At 41.7% G+C, this 19,373-nt stretch carries 20 protein-coding genes and 1 pseudogene; 13 read left to right on the top strand and 8 right to left on the bottom strand.

Going from position 1 to position 19,373, the window contains the following annotated elements:
* Positions 1 to 2: 2 nt before the first annotated feature.
* From ACQYAD_RS08345 to ACQYAD_RS08335, 3 genes are all read right to left on the bottom strand, one after another.
* Positions 3 to 1,283, bottom strand: a complete 1,281-nt coding sequence (locus ACQYAD_RS08345; protein ID WP_430237105.1) for an SLC13 family permease — start codon at positions 1,281 to 1,283, stop codon at positions 3 to 5.
* A 178-nt stretch (positions 1,284 to 1,461) separates the two neighbouring features.
* On the bottom strand, positions 1,462 to 1,989 hold the full coding sequence (locus tag ACQYAD_RS08340) for an ATP-binding protein (protein WP_430237102.1): 528 nt from the start codon (positions 1,987 to 1,989) through the stop codon (positions 1,462 to 1,464).
* Positions 1,986 to 2,138 carry a histidine kinase dimerization/phospho-acceptor domain-containing protein gene (locus ACQYAD_RS08335; protein WP_430237099.1) on the bottom strand — a complete coding sequence of 51 codons (153 nt, stop codon included), beginning with the start codon at positions 2,136 to 2,138 and terminating at the stop codon, positions 1,986 to 1,988. The genes ACQYAD_RS08340 and ACQYAD_RS08335 overlap by 4 nt, the downstream gene beginning before the upstream one ends.
* 165 nt (positions 2,139 to 2,303) lie before the next feature.
* On the opposite strand from ACQYAD_RS08335, the pseudogene ACQYAD_RS08330 reads away from it, so the two are divergent.
* Positions 2,304 to 3,697, top strand: a pseudogene (locus ACQYAD_RS08330) (IS4 family transposase).
* Positions 3,698 to 3,743: 46 nt separating this feature from the next.
* Here the strand turns inward: ACQYAD_RS08330 and ACQYAD_RS08325 are convergent.
* On the bottom strand, positions 3,744 to 4,133 hold the full coding sequence (locus ACQYAD_RS08325) for a PAS domain-containing protein (protein WP_430237096.1): 390 nt from the start codon (positions 4,131 to 4,133) through the stop codon (positions 3,744 to 3,746).
* A 114-nt stretch (positions 4,134 to 4,247) separates the two neighbouring features.
* On the opposite strand from ACQYAD_RS08325, the gene ACQYAD_RS08320 reads away from it, so the two are divergent.
* Together ACQYAD_RS08320 and ACQYAD_RS08315 are read left to right on the top strand one after the other, a co-directional pair.
* Entirely contained in the window at positions 4,248 to 4,835 is a 588-nt protein-coding gene (locus ACQYAD_RS08320; protein WP_430237094.1) for a helix-turn-helix domain-containing protein, read from the top strand.
* Between the two features lie 107 nt (positions 4,836 to 4,942).
* Positions 4,943 to 5,281 carry a cupin domain-containing protein gene (locus ACQYAD_RS08315; protein WP_430237093.1) on the top strand — a complete coding sequence of 113 codons (339 nt, stop codon included), beginning with the start codon at positions 4,943 to 4,945 and terminating at the stop codon, positions 5,279 to 5,281.
* A 41-nt stretch (positions 5,282 to 5,322) separates the two neighbouring features.
* On the opposite strand, the gene ACQYAD_RS08310 is transcribed toward ACQYAD_RS08315, so the two are convergent.
* Positions 5,323 to 7,482: an MMPL family transporter gene (locus ACQYAD_RS08310; protein WP_430237091.1), complete on the bottom strand. Its 2,160-nt coding sequence runs from the start codon at positions 7,480 to 7,482 to the stop codon at positions 5,323 to 5,325.
* Positions 7,483 to 7,663: 181 nt separating this feature from the next.
* On the opposite strand from ACQYAD_RS08310, the gene deoC reads away from it, so the two are divergent.
* Genes deoC through ACQYAD_RS08295 form a run of 3 tightly spaced genes read left to right on the top strand, consistent with a single transcriptional unit; the run spans position 7,664 to position 8,974 of the window.
* A complete protein-coding gene (deoC, locus tag ACQYAD_RS08305) occupies positions 7,664 to 8,338 on the top strand; it encodes a deoxyribose-phosphate aldolase (protein WP_430237090.1) in 675 nt (224 codons plus the stop codon).
* A 24-nt stretch (positions 8,339 to 8,362) separates the two neighbouring features.
* Complete coding sequence (locus tag ACQYAD_RS08300; protein WP_430237087.1) at positions 8,363 to 8,533, top strand: XapX domain-containing protein; 171 nt, start codon at positions 8,363 to 8,365, stop codon at positions 8,531 to 8,533.
* A gap of 30 nt (positions 8,534 to 8,563) precedes the next feature.
* On the top strand, positions 8,564 to 8,974 hold the full coding sequence (locus ACQYAD_RS08295; protein ID WP_430237085.1) for a cytidine deaminase: 411 nt from the start codon (positions 8,564 to 8,566) through the stop codon (positions 8,972 to 8,974).
* A 32-nt stretch (positions 8,975 to 9,006) separates the two neighbouring features.
* Here ACQYAD_RS08295 and ACQYAD_RS08290 read toward each other — a convergent pair whose 3' ends face one another.
* A complete protein-coding gene (locus tag ACQYAD_RS08290; protein WP_430237083.1) occupies positions 9,007 to 9,603 on the bottom strand; it encodes a DNA-3-methyladenine glycosylase in 597 nt (198 codons plus the stop codon).
* A gap of 109 nt (positions 9,604 to 9,712) precedes the next feature.
* On the opposite strand from ACQYAD_RS08290, the gene proC reads away from it, so the two are divergent.
* From proC to ACQYAD_RS08270, 4 genes are all read left to right on the top strand, one after another.
* On the top strand, positions 9,713 to 10,528 hold the full coding sequence (gene proC, locus ACQYAD_RS08285; protein ID WP_430237080.1) for a pyrroline-5-carboxylate reductase: 816 nt from the start codon (positions 9,713 to 9,715) through the stop codon (positions 10,526 to 10,528).
* A gap of 132 nt (positions 10,529 to 10,660) precedes the next feature.
* Positions 10,661 to 12,280 (top strand): diguanylate cyclase, encoded by a 1,620-nt coding sequence (locus tag ACQYAD_RS08280; protein ID WP_430237078.1) that lies wholly within the window; start codon positions 10,661 to 10,663, stop codon positions 12,278 to 12,280.
* Positions 12,281 to 12,291: 11 nt separating this feature from the next.
* On the top strand, positions 12,292 to 12,654 hold the full coding sequence (locus ACQYAD_RS08275) for a response regulator transcription factor (protein ID WP_430237076.1): 363 nt from the start codon (positions 12,292 to 12,294) through the stop codon (positions 12,652 to 12,654).
* Positions 12,651 to 15,524 carry an ATP-binding protein gene (locus ACQYAD_RS08270; protein ID WP_430237073.1) on the top strand — a complete coding sequence of 958 codons (2,874 nt, stop codon included), beginning with the start codon at positions 12,651 to 12,653 and terminating at the stop codon, positions 15,522 to 15,524. Before ACQYAD_RS08275 ends, ACQYAD_RS08270 begins: the two co-directional genes overlap by 4 nt.
* Before the next feature lie 38 nt (positions 15,525 to 15,562).
* Here ACQYAD_RS08270 and ACQYAD_RS08265 read toward each other — a convergent pair whose 3' ends face one another.
* Entirely contained in the window at positions 15,563 to 16,009 is a 447-nt protein-coding gene (locus ACQYAD_RS08265) for a ferritin family protein (protein ID WP_430237071.1), read from the bottom strand.
* 156 nt (positions 16,010 to 16,165) lie between these two features.
* Between ACQYAD_RS08265 and ACQYAD_RS08260 the strand changes: the two genes are divergently transcribed.
* The 3 genes from ACQYAD_RS08260 to ACQYAD_RS08250 all read left to right on the top strand — a co-directional run bounded on the left by ACQYAD_RS08260 (position 16,166) and on the right by ACQYAD_RS08250 (position 18,290).
* The gene (locus ACQYAD_RS08260) at positions 16,166 to 16,993 is read left to right on the top strand and encodes an aldo/keto reductase (RefSeq protein ID WP_430237070.1); all 828 of its coding nucleotides are present in this window, start codon (positions 16,166 to 16,168) and stop codon (positions 16,991 to 16,993) included.
* A 141-nt stretch (positions 16,994 to 17,134) separates the two neighbouring features.
* Positions 17,135 to 17,836, top strand: a complete 702-nt coding sequence (locus ACQYAD_RS08255) for a pirin family protein (protein WP_430237068.1) — start codon at positions 17,135 to 17,137, stop codon at positions 17,834 to 17,836.
* A 199-nt stretch (positions 17,837 to 18,035) separates the two neighbouring features.
* Positions 18,036 to 18,290 (top strand): GlsB/YeaQ/YmgE family stress response membrane protein, encoded by a 255-nt coding sequence (locus ACQYAD_RS08250; protein WP_430237067.1) that lies wholly within the window; start codon positions 18,036 to 18,038, stop codon positions 18,288 to 18,290.
* 84 nt (positions 18,291 to 18,374) lie between these two features.
* Here ACQYAD_RS08250 and ACQYAD_RS08245 read toward each other — a convergent pair whose 3' ends face one another.
* The gene (locus ACQYAD_RS08245; RefSeq protein ID WP_430237064.1) at positions 18,375 to 19,298 is read right to left on the bottom strand and encodes an RluA family pseudouridine synthase; all 924 of its coding nucleotides are present in this window, start codon (positions 19,296 to 19,298) and stop codon (positions 18,375 to 18,377) included.
* Positions 19,299 to 19,373: the final 75 nt, after the last annotated feature.

The raw sequence follows: 19,373 nt of genomic DNA, 5'->3' as shown, positions 1-19,373 counted from the left end.
CTTTACATTAAATATCGCACGTACACATAGGCAGTTGAGATTAAAATTGAAAGGATCATTAACGGAAAAGCCACAAGTAAGAATTTCCCGAACGATATTGAATAGCCCTCTTTTGCTGCCAGGCCAGCAACAATGACATTGGCGCTTGCTCCGACCAATGTGCCGTTACCGCCAAGATCGGCACCAAGGGAAAGGCTCCACCAAAGCGGATCCAAATTGGTAATTCCTAGTGAACCCATTTCTTGAATCATTGGGATCATCGTAGCAACGAATGGAATGTTATCAATAAAGGCAGAGGCAATCGCACTAACCCAAAGAATGAGAATGGCAGTGGATTTGACATCGCCGCCTGTAAGGGTTATAGAATATTCAGCTAATTTGGAAATAATACCTGTTTCAATTAAACCGGAAACAAGGACAAACAGACCAATAAAGAAGAAAATGGTTGTCCATTCCACTTTATGAAATGCTTTATCTAAATATTTTTCACCAGTCAATAAAAGCAATAAAAAAGCTCCGGCTAATGCAACAGTTGCGGACTCTATGTGAAGCAGCTGATGCAGGAAAAATCCTAAAATCGTTAAAAACAACGTTATCAGTGATTTCATTAATAGCTTTTTGTCGACGATTTCTTCCTTTTCATCGAGATCCATTAAACTGGCTTTTAATTCTTCAGAAGTATGCAACTGCTTGCGGTACAAAAAGGCTAGAATCGCGATGTTGATTAAAAGGATGAAAAAGGAAATCGCTGTTAAGTTGTTGATAAAATCCATGAAACTTAATTCTTTCACAGCACTGCCAATCATGATATTCGGCGGGTCGCCAATTAAAGTGGATGTGCCGCCGATATTTGAAGCGATGATCTCGGTAATCAAAAATGGAATCGGATTGACCCGCAATTGCCTTGTGATGCTAAATGTTACCGGCACCATCAGTAGGACGGTTGTCACATTATCAAGAAACGCTGAGCCAACTGCTGTGATCACACCCAGGACAAGTAGGATTTTCAACGGACTGCCTTTCACTTTTTTAGCGGCCCAGATCGCAATAAAATTGAATAATCCTGTTTCCGCTGTAATCGCGACAATAATCATCATTCCTGTCAACAGACCGATTGTATTAAAATCAATATGCTCCAACGCTTTTTCTTGGCCGACGATTCCCAACAAAACCATCAGGATCCCACCGGTCATCGCCACAATGGTGCGATGAAGTTTTTCTGTGACAATAAAGGCATATGTGACTAAAAATACCCCTATTGCAATGATTGCTTGTGTTGACAAGCATTCCACCCCATTTCTTTCTTTTCTAGTTTTACGGTTCCGTTTTCTTTAAAAAATAATACGGCTTTTCCCTAAAAACGGCAAAGAGGAGCCTATGGTGACAGGCTCCTCCAATAAATCCATTTTCATTTTCTTTTTATTTTATAGAAAGATCGAAAACTTGTAAAGGGATGAGTTTTCACTGTGAGACAAAGGGTAAAGTAATGGTAAAAGTTGTTCCTTGTCCTTTTTCACTTTTCACTTCAATGGTTCCATTGTGATTTTTTATAATTGTGTACGTTACAAAAATCCCCAACCCTGTACCATCTTCCTTTGTTGTAAAAAAAGAAGTTCCAAGCTTCTGAATTTCATCGCCTGTCATACCACAGCCAGTATCAGAAACGGAAATCTTGGCAATATTATGGTTACAATCTTTTTCCATTTTAATTGTAACTTCTCCATTAGTTGAAGTCGCTTCAATCGCATTTTTAATAAAATTGATCAATGCTTGTTTGATTTGTACTTCATCACATTCAATTGCTATGTATTCGTTGTCACAAGAAAAGTTAATCGAAATATGTCGTTTAAAAGCTAGGCTTTCGAATAAATAAATAACTTCCTTCACTAAAGGAACCAGATTGATCAATTTTTTGTTTATTTTATGAGGCTTTGAAAAATATAATAGATCATTTGCGATTGCTTCGATCCTTAACAATTCCGTTGTCATGATGGAGATGTATTCTTGCCTTTATTGGTAGTCTCGGGGGCTAATAATTCCAAAAAGCCTTTTAAAATGGTTAACGGATTGCGAATCTCGTGGACAATTCCTGTTGCCAGTTCGCCCATAGCGGATAGTTTATCCGTTTGCATTAACATCTTTTGCGTTTCTTTTTTTTCACTCAAGTTTCGGAGTAAAAAAACATACTCAAACCCTTGATATATAAACAAATAAACGAAATTATAAATTCAAAAAACATAAAAAACACCCTATTCTTTGGTAAAATGTAGGTAACCAACCAACGCAAAGAAAGGATGTTTTCTATGGCTACTATTTTACCAAATTCTAATGGAAATGAAAAACCTAATTCTCGTATGTTGCAGTTTTTTACACAAGCAAAGATTGGAACCTTCCTGCATCAAGCCAATATTCGCAAGGAAAAGGGGGTTACACCGCGTCAAATCGTGCAATTTATTTTCGCACTTGTTCTTCATGGAATGAATTTTTCTAGAGCTCTTGAATCAGACCGTGTTCCAAAGGATTTTGAAAAAGATACTGTCTATGAGCTCTTGAAAAATCCTACATACAACTGGCGTAAATTTCTAGCCAGCGTTGGCTCGTACCTTGTTGCGAAATTCCTACTCCCGTTAACTTCTGACAATCGCGATCGGGTTCTCATATTTGATGACTCTCTGTTCAGTCGCAATCGCAGTAAAGCAGTTGAATTGCTCGCCAAGGTGAAGGACCACACAACTGGGAGGTATTTCAAAGGATTCCGTATGCTTACGCTTGGCTGGGCAGATGGTGCTTCTTTTATGCCGCTTGCTTTTTCATTGTTGAGTTCAAAAAATGATAAAAACCGTTACCAGGAAATCGATTCAAATATCGATAAGCGCACGGTTGGCTACCGTAGACGTCTAGAGGCTACGAAAAAGAGCACTGAGACGATGTTCGATCTTCTTGATTCCATCAATCCAAGTAAACTTGGTGCGAAAACGGTTCTTTTTGACAGTTGGTTCGCCTATCCAGCAATCCTATCAAAAATCGTAAAAAACTACTCACTGCATGCAGTTTGTATGGTCAAACGCTCACCAAAAATTCACTACACCTATGAAGGGGAGTCTTACACATTGAACCAGCTTTACAAGAAGGTTCACAAGAAACGTGGGCGAGCCAAAATCCTCGCAAACATTGTTGTCGGTCTTGGTCATGAAGACGAAAACGGTAATGAGATTCAGGCACGAATTGTATTTGTTCGTGATCGCAACCGTTCCAAAAAGTGGCTTGCCCTTTTACAACCAACCTTGAACATACGGAAGAAGATGCGGTAAGAATCTATGGCAAGCGCTGGGAAATCGAGTGCTTTTTCAAGGTGGTCAAATCCAATTTGCGTTTGGCAAAGGAATTCCAATGCCGCAGCTATGATTCTATGACTGCGCATACAACCATCGTTTTCCTGCGTTATATGATGTTGTCACTCAGTGTACGGGAAGAAGAGGATCCTCGAACCATTGGACAACTTTTCTATATGTGCTGTGATGAGATGGAAGATATTCGTTTTACGCAGGCATTGATGACCATATTAGAACTAGTAGGTTCCACGATGGCAGAAGAATACCTTCTAACTGACGAACAAATCAACGAATTTTTTGATCGGTTTTTCAACAAGTTACCTGACTATTTGCAAAAGCCGTTGCTTAATACAAGCGTAGCTTGATAATATAATTGGTATTATCCCTTTAATACCAAGTGTTGAGGTTTATTTATCGTGTCCGAAACTTGAGTTTTTCAGTTAAATCTTGAAGGATGATTTGGGCAAATAATTCCTTTTCAAAATAGAACGGACCAATCGTTAACTCGGCATCAATTGGTTGGTTGTGTCTGTCGATTAGTTTCAGTTCCATTTGTTCAAAAGTGCTTTTTTCTTTTAAAATTTGATCTAAACGTTTTTGACTTGCATCATAAACATTAGGGTGAATAAAACGTTGGAGTTGTTGTTTCCCTATTTCGGAAATGTTCTCTATTTTTAATAACCGAAGGCAGGCTTTGTTTGCGTAAATCATTTCCGTTTCATTTACCACCATCTTCGGTGTTGTTGAAAGTTCGGATAATTGAAAAAAACCAAATTTTTTCTCGTTCTCAACTGCTATCAATTTTCCACTCCCTAACCACAGAAAGAAATCCTAGAAGTATTATACAATGATCTCGACTGTACAATGGTGGCAAATTGCAACATCTTTATTACATTTTACTGAGGGTGATAATGTATGAGAGATTGGTTAAAAAAGGTAAGAAAAGAAAAAGGCTTAACCCAAAAAGAAGTTGCTGCTCAATCGTTTATCAATCGCGCATTTTACTCCCAAATTGAAAACGGCAGCCGCAACCCAAGCATGGAGGTAGCAAAAAGTATTGCAAAAGTTCTTGGCTTTAGTGCTTCTGCTTTTTTTACGGAAGAATTGAGTGAGCCGTTTCAAGCTGCAATTAAAAACTCGCCAATGGTCCTTGCCCATTGCGATTTGGATTTAAGGTATACGTGGATCTTTAATGCCCCTTCGGATTTCGATCCGGAAGAAACCATTGGAAAAAAAGACAATGAACTCATTATGAGTCAAGGCATTGTAGACTTAATGGCCTTGAAACAGAAGGTACTGGATGAAGGTGTGAAGAGAAAACAAAAAATAACCATCCCATTATCGGACGGAATCCATACATATTTTGTTTTTGCCCAGCCGCTTTTTAACGAAAATCTGGAAATGATCGGAGCGGCCACCGTTTCCATGGATATCAGTGACTTTCTGAACAACTTTGACGGAATCCAACATTTTGACAACGATTCCCATTATAAAAGCAGCTAGCATGTCCGCAGTTTTGGCGATTTTTTAGTAAAACGTGATGCGAATCACTTGATTGATAATGATTTTCAGTTAATATAAAGCAAGACAATCGATTGGAGGCGTTAGATATGGAAAAGTTCTCAGTTTCAGCCTATCAGGAATACAGTGAGGAAAAGTTTACAAAGCGGGTGATTCGTAAAGGGGAGAATACTGCTTTTGTTTTAAACTTTATGCCGGGACAGCAGCTTCCGGAGCATAAGCACCCGGGCACGGAAGTTTATTTATATGCATTAACAGGAACAGGGACGATTGTGATTGATGGAAACGAAACTGAAATGGTTGCCGGTGATTTGGTTCATACGAATGGAGAGGAATCATTGGCCTTTACCAATACAGGCAGCGAACCGGTAAGCCTTTACGTTGTCTTGACAAAATTGCCTGGGGAAGAGTACGCGAAAAATATTTAATTGTACGAAAGCCAGCCATACTATTTGGCTGGCTTTCCATTTTACTGTCCGACCGCCTTTTTCTTTGCTCCAAAAAACCACCAGTTCCAATCCCCAAGCAGTTTCATCAGCGCTGGAACGAGCACCATTCGCACGATGGTTGCATCAATAAAAATGGCAATGGCAATGCCGACTCCAAGCTGCTTAATTGGCATGACGCCAGTAAAGGCAAATGCACCGGTAACGACAATCATGATCGCTGCGGCAGAAGTAATGATTTTGCTTGTATACGTTAACCCCTTAACGGTCGCCAAACTGTTATCCCCTGTTTTTTCGTAAAACTCCTGGATTCTTGAGATAAGAAACACTTCATAATCCATTGAAAGTCCAAAGACAAGGCTGAAGACAAACACAGGTAATATAAGTGCAATGTCAACAGGCTTCAATCCGAAATGGCCTTGTTGAAAAATCCAGACAACCACGCCAAACGTGCAGCTGAGGCTAAGGATATTCATCAAAATAGCTTTCAGCGGGATCAATAGCGAACGGAACGCGAGCATCAAAATCAGGAAAGTCGATAGGAAAATGAGCAGCAAGCCATATGGTGCCTTGGTGAAAATTTCATCAAAAATCTCCTGCTGGAATTTGATCTGTCCGCCGAATGAAGCCTTTAGACCGAGATCTCTTGCAGACCAATCCCGTATCCATTCTCGTGCTTTCGCTGAATTCTTTCCAGTTGTTAAAAATACCTCTAAGCGCATTTTGTTGTCTTTCACAAAAGCAGCCAGAACCGGTGCTGTTTTTTGTTTATCCCCATATTGGACGATTTGCATAAGCTGAGCGGCATTTCTAGCACCTGTTACCGAAAATGGCGAATTCACCTTGTGTACGAGCGGATCTTTCTCTAATTGACCAATGACCTTGTCGATTTTTTCAAGATTTGCTTGCTGGAGGGCGTTTCCTTTCGTTTCTAAAATAATTGCGACCTTGTTTTCATCTTGCTGATCTGCCGGAATAAATTGCTTTTTAAACGTTTCATACGCGATCCGGGATGGATAATGGGCCGGCAGGGAATCGATCCCTGGTATGGCCAGATTCATTTCTTTTGCCGGAATAAGCCCAAACAATAGAAGTGCAAGTGCAACAATCATCATAACAACAGGGCGTTTCATGACATATTGGGCAAACCGATACCATAGCGATTGCTGCTTTTCTTTTGCCGGCAAAACGCTTAAATGATTAATCTTTTTGCCCATCACAGAAAGCAATGCCGGCAAAAACGTATTGGCTGAGAGGGCGGAGATGAAGACAACGGTCATTCCGCCAAGTGCGACATTTTGAAAAATATCAATTTTAATAAATAAAAGCCCGGATAAGCCAATAAATACACAGAGGCCGGAGAATATAATCGAGCGACCCGCCGTTGCCACCGTTGTTTGTATCGCCTCAGGCACCGGCTTCAACTTTAATTCTTCTTTAAACCGGTTGATAAACAGCAGGGCAAAATCTATGCTGAGGGCAAGGCCGATCATCGGAACAATGTTCAAAATAAAAATCGACAAAGGGGTTTGGTAACTGTAAAAATAAACGACACCCATTGTTGTCAAAATGGAGACAATTCCGATCAAAAGCGGAACAGCTGCGGCAACAACGCCGCCAAACGCCAGAATCAAAACGATTAACGCGATTGGCAGGCCGATCATTTCCGCCTTGGCCAAGTCTTCCTGGCTCGCTTTGTTCAAGTCTTGAACGATAATTGGCTCGCCTGTCAGCGTTACCTTCATTCCGGGTTTGTCTTTAATGATTTTTTTTAGCTGGCGGATTTCCTTGCCAAGACTTTCAGAATCTTTGTCAAACGTTAAAATTCCATATGCATCGTTTCCCTTCATCATCCCTTGTCGATCGAAAGGAGTGGTGATTGACTTTGCACCATTGAAATGTTTCAGGGGCTGAAAGGTATCTTGTATGTATTTTTTCCATTCATCAGCCGATACGGAACGGTTTTTTTGAAATAAAAGAATGATGGAAGATTTCGGCTGGTCAAAACTTCTTTCCAATATTTTTTTTGTGTTGTTATAGGCTCCGTTGTATTCAAAACCATTTCCGCTTAAAACCTCTGGCAATTTTAAAGCGAAAATCCCGGCGCTTATGATCAATAAGAGCCAGATCCCCAGTACCCATTTGCGGTATTCGTATATTTCTTTTCCGAATTTTTGCAGCATGCTACTTCCTCCTTTAAAACTATCATACACTTTTCCAAGTTTTAATACGCACATGGAATGCATTTGAACCATTTGTACTGGAGAAAATTTTAAGAAGAGGATTGAAAGATTACATTTACCGATTCGTTTTGTTATAGTAACACTGTGGAACTTGAATTTTCGACGAAAGGAAGTTTTTAACATGACGCAACAAATTGCCGGCATGATCGATCATACATTATTAAAAGCGAATGCAACGCGGGCAGAAATTGAAAAATTAGCAGAGGAAGCAAAAAAGTATTCTTTTGCATCGGTTTGTGTCAATCCAACATGGGTGAAAACCGCTGCTCAATTGCTTGCGGACAGCCAGAGGGTAAAAGTGTGTACGGTGATTGGTTTCCCGCTGGGAGCCGCTACTTCGGCAACGAAAGCGTTTGAAACGAAAGACGCAATTGAAAACGGTGCTACCGAAGTGGATATGGTGATCAATATTGGGGCATTAAAAGATAAACAAGATGATTTGGTTGAACAAGATATTCGTGCTGTCGTTGAAGCGGCAAAGGGTAAGGCTTTAACAAAGGTGATCATTGAGACATGTCTGCTGACAGAGGAGGAAAAGGTTCGTGCCTGCCGGCTCGCTGTGAAGGCCGGAGCCGATTTTGTCAAAACGTCAACCGGATTTTCGACTGGCGGGGCAACCGTAGAGGACATTCGCCTGATGCGCGAAACGGTTGGACCTGAAATCGGAGTCAAGGCTTCCGGAGGCGTCCGCAGCCGTGAAGATGCACTTGCAATGATTGAAGCAGGAGCCACTCGGATCGGCGCAAGTTCAGGCGTTGCGATCATCAATGGCGAAACCTCCGCAAGTGCTTATTAATTTTTGATAAAAGAGGATGCACATATGAAAGAAGTCATGATGGCATTATTTGCCGGCGTCCTTGTTGGGATGCTGTTTAAGTTTTTAAAGCTGCCGCTACCGGCGCCGCCTGTATTTTCGGCGGTAGTCGGCGTGTTTGGCGTCTACTTTGGCGGTGTGCTCGTAGAGTGGATTTTAAAATTAATCGAACGCTAAATAAATTTGATCTGGTGGGGAGTGAAGAAAATGGAAGAAAGAGAACTGGTAAAGGAAGCGGTAAAAGCAAGAGATTTCGCATATGTTCCGTACTCAACGTTTAAAGTGGGGGCGGCCTTGCTGGCAAAGGATGGGACTGTTTATCATGGCTGCAATATTGAAAATGCAGCATACAGTGTCACCAATTGCGCAGAACGAACCGCTTTGTTTAAAGCGTATTCGGAAGGGGTCACAAGTTTTGAAACGCTTGTCGTTGTCGCTGATACCGATCGGCCGGTTTCGCCGTGCGGCGCCTGCCGCCAAGTGATTTCCGAACTGTGTGATGCCAACATGGAAGTCATTCTGACCAATTTAAAAGGCGATATCCAGCGAATTAAAGTACGTGATCTTCTTCCTGGAGCTTTTTCGGCGGAAGATTTGAAGAGCGAAACAGAAGAATGATGGAAAAACACAGACTTTTCGCTGTGTTTTTCTTATTTGTTTTTCCGTGAAACAAATGGGTGATCCGTTACCCAGAATCGCCATGGATAATCCTTTGCTTCTCCTGTATTTTCAATGCCAATTCGCTTTCCTTGGGAAATTTCTTTAGGTGTCCGGCCGAGAGAAATAGAGAGCGGCGGTTCCCAAAACTTGCCGCCGTAATCCTCCATTGTTATCCCCAACGCCTTCGTTAATTTACCCGGTCCGTTTGTGAGATTTTTTGTATCATCGATTCCTCGCCGCTGATACATGAGCTCAATCCCAAATACAGGCTCAACGGCACGAATCAGCACCGCCTCCGGTATATCTTTTGCATTGCTGACAACATTGACGAGGCAATGGGTGTGCATGACGTAGGTGTAGACATGCCCGGCTTCGGCAAACATGATTTCCGTCCGTTTCGTTCTCCTGTTTTGAAAGCTGTGGGCAGCTCGGTCGATGGCGCCTAAATAGGCCTCTGTCTCGACAATCCTTCCCGCGGCAACCCCAGCTTCGGTCTCTTTTACCAAAACCGTGCCGAGTAAAGCCCTGGCAAGCTCAAGTGTCGGCTGATTGAAAAAATCCCTCGATACTGGTTCAAAATGGGTCATCCATACAACCTCCATCCATAAAAACAGTTCTTTACCATGTACCCTTTCTATTTTTACCTAAATCTTTTAAGATGAAGGAATGAAATCTTTTCTGAAGGTGGGATACAAAATGATTAATCAAAAGATCGGCTTTATCGGTGCTGGTAAAATGGCTCAAGCAATGTTGGAACGCATTATCCACTCTGGCAAAACCAGCAGGGAAACTATCATGGCAAGTGCTGCCACAGAAACAACGCTCCAAACTGTTCACCGTTCCTTTGGCATTTACACTACGCTTGACAATCGGAAAGTTGCAGCGTTTGCAGATATACTCATTTTGGCAGTAAAACCGGATCTTCATTCATACATTATTAGCGAAATTGCAGATAGCGTCAACGAGAATGCTACTGTTGTTACGATTGCAGCAGGAATCACACTTCGTGATCTCGATACTCTTTTTGGTCGAAAAATAAAGGCCGTTCGGGCGATGCCCAATACCCCATCATTTGTCGGCGAGGGAATGAGCGTCCTGTGCGCAAACGAGCAGCTAAGTGAAGCAGAGAAAACGGTAGTGGAGCAGCTTTTTCAGACAGTTGGCAAGACCGAATGGTTGGAAGAAAAACAGATGGATGCCGTTCCGGCAATCAGCGGGTCATCACCGGCATATGTGTATATGTTTATTGAAGCCCTCGCGGATGGAGGTGTGCGCCAAGGACTTCCGCGGGATCAAGCGTACCGGCTCGCTGCCCAAGCGGTTGTTGGGGCGGCGAAAATGGTATTGGAAACAGACGCGCATCCAGGAAAATTAAAGGATGATGTCTGCACCCCTGGCGGTGCCACAATTGAAGCAGTGGCAGCACTAGAGCAGCACCAATTCAGAGGAGCGATCCTTGCAGCAATGGAAAGCTGCACCAAAAAAGTAAAGTCCATGATAGAGAAACAGTAAGGGAATACTTTCCGCATTTTTTACGAAAACTTTCTTCTTATTGCCTATTGTACAAGCCTCCTTTCCATACTAAACTTGGAAAGGGAGCAAAAGATTCAGAAAGAAAACTGTAAGTAATCGGAGCGCATAACGATGAACTTTTCCAAATATAAAAATCTTTTATTTGCAAAAATGAAAACTCAATTTTCACAGTGGTTTGCCACAGAGGCCAATGAACGAATCCCTAATGCTGAAGTCTATCGTTTTGTACATTCGGTAAAAGGAACAGCAGGTACCCTTCAGCTTGGCGGACTTCACCAGTTGGCTGAAGCATTGCTGAACGAATTGCGAGAAGCGGATGATAAACACTGGTCAAAAGAAGACTTAACCATTTTTCTTTATGAAATCATCCGTGTTGTGAATGGATACGAGCAATTCCATGAAACCGACAGGCTGGAGGAACACAAAAAAATAGGGAACTTGCCACTCATTCAAATTATTGACGATGATGTTTCCATGCTAATCCTGCTGAAAGATGTTTTAGAAAAACAAGGATGGATGGTGATTGCCAGTTCTACACCGGAAAAAGCGATCTCGCAGTTTTTTGACTTGAATCCGGATTGCGTCATTATTGATGTCAAGCTGCCAAATAAAAGCGGTTTCGAAGTTATTCAGGAGCTGCAGGCGCACAGCAGCAAACTCTTTGTTCCATTTATCATGATTAGTGTTATGACCGACCGGAAAACACGGATCAACGCCTATAAGATGGGAGCCGATGACTTTTTGGGGAAACCGCTTGATCTTGAGGAACTAACTGTTCACGTTGAGCGCCATCTTCAAAGAAAGCGAATTTACGATCAATCCGTCATGCTTGACGAACTGACAAATTTGTATAATCGGAGATTTTTAAAAGACGTCTTTACAAGAAGTATCAATGATTTAAAACGAAATGGCCAGATTTTCAGCTTGGCGATTATCGATATTGATTTTTTTAAAAAGATCAATGATACATACGGCCATTTGACAGGGGATACGGTGCTGTCGGAATTTGCCAGATTTTTAAACGAAAAAACTCGCAGCACCGATCTTGTTTTTCGCTATGGGGGAGAAGAGTTTATGATTATTTTTCCCAATACAAACCATCTGCAGGCATATGAAATCGTCTCAAGAATATTGGATTATTTTTCGAAAACGCCCATTGAAGCAAATGGAACTGCCTTCCGTTTGACCTTTTCTGCTGGAGTTACAACGATTGATTCCGTCGAAACAACGCTTGAAGAGGCGCTCAGCCTTGCCGACCAGGCTGTTTATAAAGCGAAGGAAACAGGCCGAGCCAAAGTAGAAAGCATCAGTAACACGGCAAACCAAGCGGAAAAAAGAAAATTGTTTATTTCCGTAATTGATGATGATACGATCATTCGCAAAATGTTAATAGGGATTTTGGAAAAAATGAAGATTGCCTATTTTGACGTTGAAATTCGCGGGTTTGAGAACGGACTCTCCTTTTTGGAGTCCAACCGTCTTTTCGAACATGGGGAACATTTCTTAATTTTAGATGGTGTGATGCCAATTATGGATGGTCTTGAGCTATTGCAGAAGGTCAAACAAACGGAAAATGGAAAAAGTGTCATGGTCATGATGTTGACAGGGCGAAAAAGTAATGCGGACATATCGAGAGCATTGCAGCTTGGTGCCGATGATTATATGACTAAGCCTTTTCGCATTATTGAGCTGCAAGAACGAATTCAGCGATTAATTGAAAGAATGAAATAAGGTGGAAAAAAGTGAAGAGAATTTTATTGGCAGAAGATGAAGAAATTTTGCGAATGTTGGTTACAGACACTCTAGAGGATGAAGATTATCTTGTCGATGAGGCAGAAGATGGCCTGGAGGCATTAAATTTATTTTCCGAACATCACTATGATTTGATTATTCTCGATTATATGATGCCGGGGATGACGGGATTGGAAGTCATTAAGGAAATTCGAAACAGCCCTGTAAAGCAAGAAACAAAAATATTAATGCTTTCCGCCAAAAGCCAGCAATTCGAACAGGAAAAAGTATTGGATGCTGGAGCGGATTTTTTTATCGCCAAACCATTTAGTCCGATCGAATTATTAGCGAAAATAAAGGAAATTTTACAATGAAATTAAAACGGAACGCCAAAAAGAGCCTGGCAGAAAAATTTGTATTTTTAATGGGGAGCTTTTTACTCTTTTTTGTCATTATTTCTCTGGCATTGCTCGTAACTCTCTATTTTCTCGATAAATCCTATGCAAACGAGAGGGAAGTTTTCGAGAGTAAGGAAAAAATCGCAAAAGAAATCAATGATGATTTTAATCAAACCTTTTTCGATATGCGAGGGTATCTTGCCTTAAACAATTCATCATTAAAGGATCAGGCGCTGGCACAGGAACCGAAGATCAGAAGCTTGGCCGAGCGCTTTGCAAAAAAGGCTGTTACCGACGAGGATCAAGACTTTTTAAACAGTGTCCAATCGTTTTCAAATTTTTATTTTGATGAGATGCTCCCCAATGCATTGGCGGCTTTTGAAAGTGGCAAGCAAAATGAAGTAGTGAAAATTGCGAATAACGGGGCGACCACCCGAGTTGAATTTTTTCAAAAGTCGATGAAGGATTATATCCAATTATTAGAAAATGAAGCAGAAAATCATTTCCAAAAATTGCTGAGAATGCAAACGTATATTGAAAGTGTATTTATTGTTTTTATTTTATCGATCTTGCTTCTACTTGTCAGATTCATTGTCATGATGGTTCGCCAAATGGGGCAGCCGCTCTCAAAACTGGCTGAAGCGGCAAATGAAATTGCCAGTGGTAATGAAACATCGGTTGATCTTGAGATCAATCGTGAGGACGAAATCGGCTTTTTGGCCAAATCTTTTAAAAAAATGACCGAAAAAGTGTGGGAAAAAGAACAAGACTTAGTTGCCCATAATGAGGAACTGTTAGCCCAACAGGAAGAGCTTCAAGCCCAGCAATCGGAGCTGAAAACGGCACTGGAAATTTTAAAAGCGAATGAAGAAAAATTGAAAAACCGCAATAAGGTGATCAATCAAATTTCAAATTCCCTTTCTAAACAAGAAGTGCTCGATAGTATCGTTGTGACAATATGCAAAATTATTGAGGCAGATCAGGGAATCATTGTCAGTACAAACGATAAAGCGTATGCTTCCTATGGTGTTCCCATGTCGGGCGTCCATCAGTTTCTGAACCATGTGATAAGCGGACTATTGGAACGACTAACGATAACAAAAGAGCCCTTTACGATCAGGAGAATGCTGGATCTTTCTGAAAAAGGTTATCATGAAGGAAACCTCTACTGTCACGATCTTTATTTGCCGGTTTTAACTTCGGATGAAGAAGTCGTTGCAGTCATGATGTATACCCGTTATGGCAATCCTTTCCATGCATCGCAAATGGAAGAGTACAAAGCACATTCGAGAAGTATTGGGAATACGCTTGAAAAACTTTCATTGTTTCAAAAAACAGAAGAGGAACGAAAACGGAATCAAGAGATCTTGAATACTTTGCAGGAAGGCGTCCAATTAATTGATCGAAACGGAACCATACTTCAGGTAAACGATTATTTGTGCAAACTGTATCATTGCAGTGAAGCATCGCTTCAAGGCATGACTTTCAATCAATGGACAAGCTTGATGAAAGAAATGGTAATGGAAGATGGATTCATTGACCATTTAAACCGAATCACCGAGTTAAAGCCTCACCTTCCATCGGAGGAAAAGACGTTCCTTTATACAATGGAAAATCCCTATAGAGTGATAAAATTGGCCAGTGAGGAATTGTACCATGGGAATGAGAAGTTTGGAACCATTCTGATCCATCGTGATATAACGAAAGAATATGAAGTCGACCAAATGAAATCAGAATTTGTCAGCACGGTCAGTCATGAGTTACGAACCCCGCTTTCAAGCATTCTCGGGTTTACGGAATTGCTGCTGAACCGGGAGTTGAAACCGGAGCGGCAGAAAAAATACTTGAGCACGATTTTTAATGAAACCAATCGGTTAACCGCCCTGATTAATGATTTTCTTGATGTCCAAAGAATGGAAGCAGGCAAACAAACATATGAGAAAAAGTATATTCACCTGCTGCCCATTTTGACAAAAATCATTGAAGTACAGCAAGCGGGCACGAAAATCCATCAAATCGTTTTGGAATCGGAGGCGGTCAATCCGATCATCCTTGGGGATAAAGCCAAAATCGAGCAAGTTTTTACGAATTTAATCCATAATGCGATTAAATATTCGCCAAATGGAGGAGACATTTCTGTCCGCGTTACCGAACAGGAGCGCGAAATCCGCGTGGCGGTTTCCGACCAGGGGCTTGGAATTCCGAAAGATGCCATCGCAAAATTGTTTACGAAGTTTTACCGGGTTGATAATTCAGACCGCAGAAGCATTGGCGGGACGGGGCTGGGTCTGGCGATTGTGCAGGAGATTCTGAAGGCGCATGAGGGCAATATAACGGTTCAATCGGCATTTGGCGAAGGAAGCACTTTTACGGCTGTTTTCCCTGCTGTCCCTAATTCTGAAGAGATCGATGCTGCCGGAAACGAAACTCAGCATGAAGCTCGTTATCATATTTTAGTGATTGAAGATGATCAAAGTTTAACAGAATTAATCGCTCAGGAACTAAGCGAAAATGGCTTTTCGGTGAGCTGCATCAACGATGGCCGGACAGCTCTGAGCTATTTAAAGAAAACAGTACCCGATGCGATCGTCCTGGATATTTTATTGGATGATGCAGAGGTTGACGGCTGGTACATTATGAAAGAAATAAAAGATAACGATGATTTAAAACAGATTCCGGTTATTGTCTCAACAGCATTAGACGAAAAAGAAAAGGGGTTTTCTTTAGGGGCGATGGATTATTTAGTGAAACCGTACAAGCCAAGCCAACTGTCAAAAGCAATCATGCAGACCTTACTTAAAATTGGAAAAGTCGGGCAAATCTTAGTACCGGAAGGGAAAGAATAAAATGGAAAGCTCAACCGAACGGAGGTTGAGCTTTTGATTTAAATACCTGCAGCCATTTGGGAAAAGATTTGCGCATGGCGCTGTTCATCGGCGGCTGCTCGTAAAAAGCGCTGGCTGATTTGCTGGTTTTGGACTTGTGAGGCAATTTTGTGATAAAGCGGAACTGTTTCCTGCTCGTCCTTGATGGAATCGTGCACCCCTCTTTTAAAAGATCCGGGAAGTTGTACACCAAGGGTGATCGGCGGATACTTGCTCGTTAATTCGTGATATGCCCTTGAAAACCAATGAAAGTGTTTGATTTCATCTTGACGAATTCCCAAAATCATCTGGCGAAATTGGTTGCTAGGCGCCAATTCGGCCAGCCTTGTGTAATAGTGAATGGCTTGAAATTCATCGTTTATCGCTTTGGCGATTTCTCTTAAGACCTGCTGAAGCGGACGTGCATCGTGCGCATTATTTTCGTACGAAAAAGGTTGATAATACACAGGCTCTCCTCCTCCTCCTTCTTCTGCTATCATTGCATACTATGCGTACGAATGACCTATAGAGAGCCTATTTTTTGGTTTAATGGCTCTTTCTGCTTTTCAATTCGAAGACGAAAAAGGTAAAATAAACCTATCAAAGCGATTGGAGGGAATCAAATGTTACGGCTGCGAGATACAATACGACTACATAATGGCATAGAAATGCCCCGCCTTGGCCTTGGAGTATACAAGGTGGAAGCTGGGCAGCAAGTGGAGGAGACGGTACGAACAGCGCTTGAACTTGGCTACCGCTCGATTGATACGGCGGCATTTTATCAAAATGAAGAAGGGGTCGGAAACGCTGTCCGTGAAAGCGGGATCGATCGTAAAGAGCTTTTTATTACAACAAAGGTTTGGAATCGTGATCAAGGCTATGATGAAACAGTAAAAGCGTTCGATTTAAGTATGAAAAAGCTAAACCTTGAGTATTTGGATCTATATTTAGTGCACTGGCCTGTTAAAGGAAAGTATGTAGACACATGGCGGGCGCTTGAAAGGATCTATAAGGAAGGAAGAGTGCGGGCAATCGGCGTCAGCAATTTTAAAATCCATCATTTAGAGGATTTATCGGCCAACAGCGAACTGAAACCAGTGATTAATCAAGTGGAATTGCATCCGAATCTTTCGCAGCCGGAATTGCGGGCGTATTGTAAAGAAAACGAAATTGCGGTCGAGGCATGGTCGCCGATTGCGCGCGGCCGGATTTTAGACGATCCCATTTTAACGAAAATCGCTGAAAACCATCACAAAAGCACGGCCCAAGTGATTTTGCGATGGCATTTGCAAAATGATGTTGTCATTATACCGAAGTCGGTCACACCCGCAAGGTTGAAGGAAAACATTGATCTATTTGATTTCGAGTTAAACGCAGGAGAAATGGAGCAAATCGATGCCCTCAACCGCAACGAACGTTTTGGAGCTGACCCGGATCATATTGATTTTTAAACCTTTTTGAAGGCATCCAAGACATGGATGCCTTCGTTCTTGTTGACATCAATGGCTGTTTTCTTTTATAATTATCTTGAATTAAAGATATTTGTATTCAAGATTAAGGTTTGGATACAATAGAATAAATGGGGTGAAAAAATGTTTGAATTATATAAAGCGGGAGACCGTTACACCGCCAATCATGGTTGGTTAAAAAGCAATTTCAGCTTCTCGTTTGCAGAATACTATGACCCGAACAATTTGCAGTTTGGCCCAATGCGCGTCCTAAACGATGACATCGTTCAGCCATTAAGAGGATTTGGCGCCCACCCACACCGTGAAATGGAAATTGTTTCGATTGTTTTAAAAGGACAATTAAAGCATGAGGATAGCACCGGGGAAACGGCGATTACCACATTTGGCGGCATTCAAAGGATGTCTGCCGGAACCGGCGTAGTCCACTCTGAAGTCAATCCCTCTGCTACTGAGGAAGTGAATTTTCTGCAGCTCTGGTTTTTACCTGAAAAAAACGGCTTGACACCATCTTATGAAAGAACCGAATTTGACACAAACCGTTTAAAAAATCAACTATTGCCAGTTGTTTCAAAGCAAAGGGGAGAACAGACGGCCTATATTCACCAAGATTTAACCATTTATTTATCAGATCTGGACAAAGGAAAAGAAATTTCATTGCAGCAAGAACAAGGAAGAAGAATCTTCTTTTTTGTAATTGAAGGAGAAGTAACAATTAATGGAGAATGGACGCTAAGCAAGCGCGACTCAGCGCGGATTACCGAACTGCCGGAATTAAAAATAGCCGCAAATGCCGATGCGCGGTTTATGCTAATTGACTTACCGTAATACCTTCATTAAATTGCCAAAAAAACGGACTGTAGAAGGACAGTTCGTTTTTTACGTTTATTTATAATGAAATCGGGTAATTTAAGTGTACAAGCAGCTAAGAAAAAGAGACAAAACCTCTTCAAATCTTAGCAGTTTGCAGCCAACTAGCTGGAGAACATGAAATAATCATCAAATGGTAAAAAGGAGTGGTTCAAAAGTGGGTTTTCTTTGGTCATTAATCATTGGAGGAATTATCGGCTGGCTTGCTGGTTTAATTGCTGGAAGAGATATTCCTGGCGGTGTCATTGGTAATATCATCGCAGGATTTGTTGGAGCATGGCTTGGCACCTTGATCTTAGGCAACTGGGGTCCACACGTAGCCAACTTTGCGATTATACCAGCTATTATTGGCGCAGTCATTCTTGTGTTCTTGTTAAGTCTCATTATGAGATCATTTAGACGAGCAGACTAAAATTGGAAAAAGAAGAACACTCGAAAAGAGTCAAATAGTAAAGAGGAAAAAGCCTCCCTGCTGAATGGGGAGGCTTTTCAACTGCTAGAGACGATAAAGATCAATATCCTTAAAAATAGGAGGGGAATCGAGAAATGGTGCATAGCATTCGATTCGTTCTTCTGTGAACGGATGGGTGAATTCAAGTTTGGCTGCATGCAGGGCTTGTCTTGGAAAAATCGCTTTTCCTCCATATAAAAGATCACCTGCAAGCGGGTGACCCGCATCGCTGAAATGGACGCGAATTTGATGGGTTCTCCCCGTTTCAAGCCAGCATTTTACGTAGGTTAGCTGACTGGCAAGATCCCGCTTGATCACTTGATAATGCGTGAGGGCTTCTTGACCTGTAGGTGAGACCCTTCTTCTTGTCGGATGGTGCCTGTCACGGCCGATCGGCTTAGAAAAAGTGCCGTTTTTGCCCGTTATCATTCCATGAACAATTGCCACATATGTCCGTTTGATTTTGCGCTTTTCCAGCAATTGGTCAAGAAGTGCACCTGCAAAAGAGTGTTTTGCGAAAACAATTGCACCGGATGTGTCACGATCCAAGCGATGAATATGGCGCACCTCCCCAGTTTCCCCATTAGCCAGCATATGAAACGCGGCTGCATTGAGCAGCGTATTTTTCTCCATGCTTGGATTGTTTGGATGGGTTGTGATAAAGGGCGGCTTATTGAAAATAAGCAAATGATCATCTTCATAAAGAACCGGCACATCAAGGTATGTTGCCGGAATATCCGGCATGTTTTCGGAAAACAATTGGAGTGAGAGTTTTGCTCCTGTTCCAAAAGGTTCGCGCCAGTTTGCCGGTTTCCCGTTCAGCCATACTTTTTTTCCCATCCGGAAAAGATGGGTTAGTTTTCTCGGGCAGTTCCAAATTTGGTGAAACAAATCTTCGACTGATTTATTTTTCCATTCATCTGGAATAATGATCTCCAGCCAATCCCCTTTTCGATTTGTTTGTAGCATATGATGTTCTCCTTCATGTTCAGATGTCATTAGGCATTTTTGCGTGGGTATAATTACCACCCATTTTGCTGCCAC

The sequence above is a fragment of the Neobacillus sp. SM06 genome, from assembly GCF_050496765.1.
GTDB lineage: Bacteria > Bacillota > Bacilli > Bacillales > Cytobacillaceae > JAEVLT01.
Note: the sequence above shows the minus strand (reverse complement) of the source record. Positions and strands in the feature narration are given on the sequence as shown.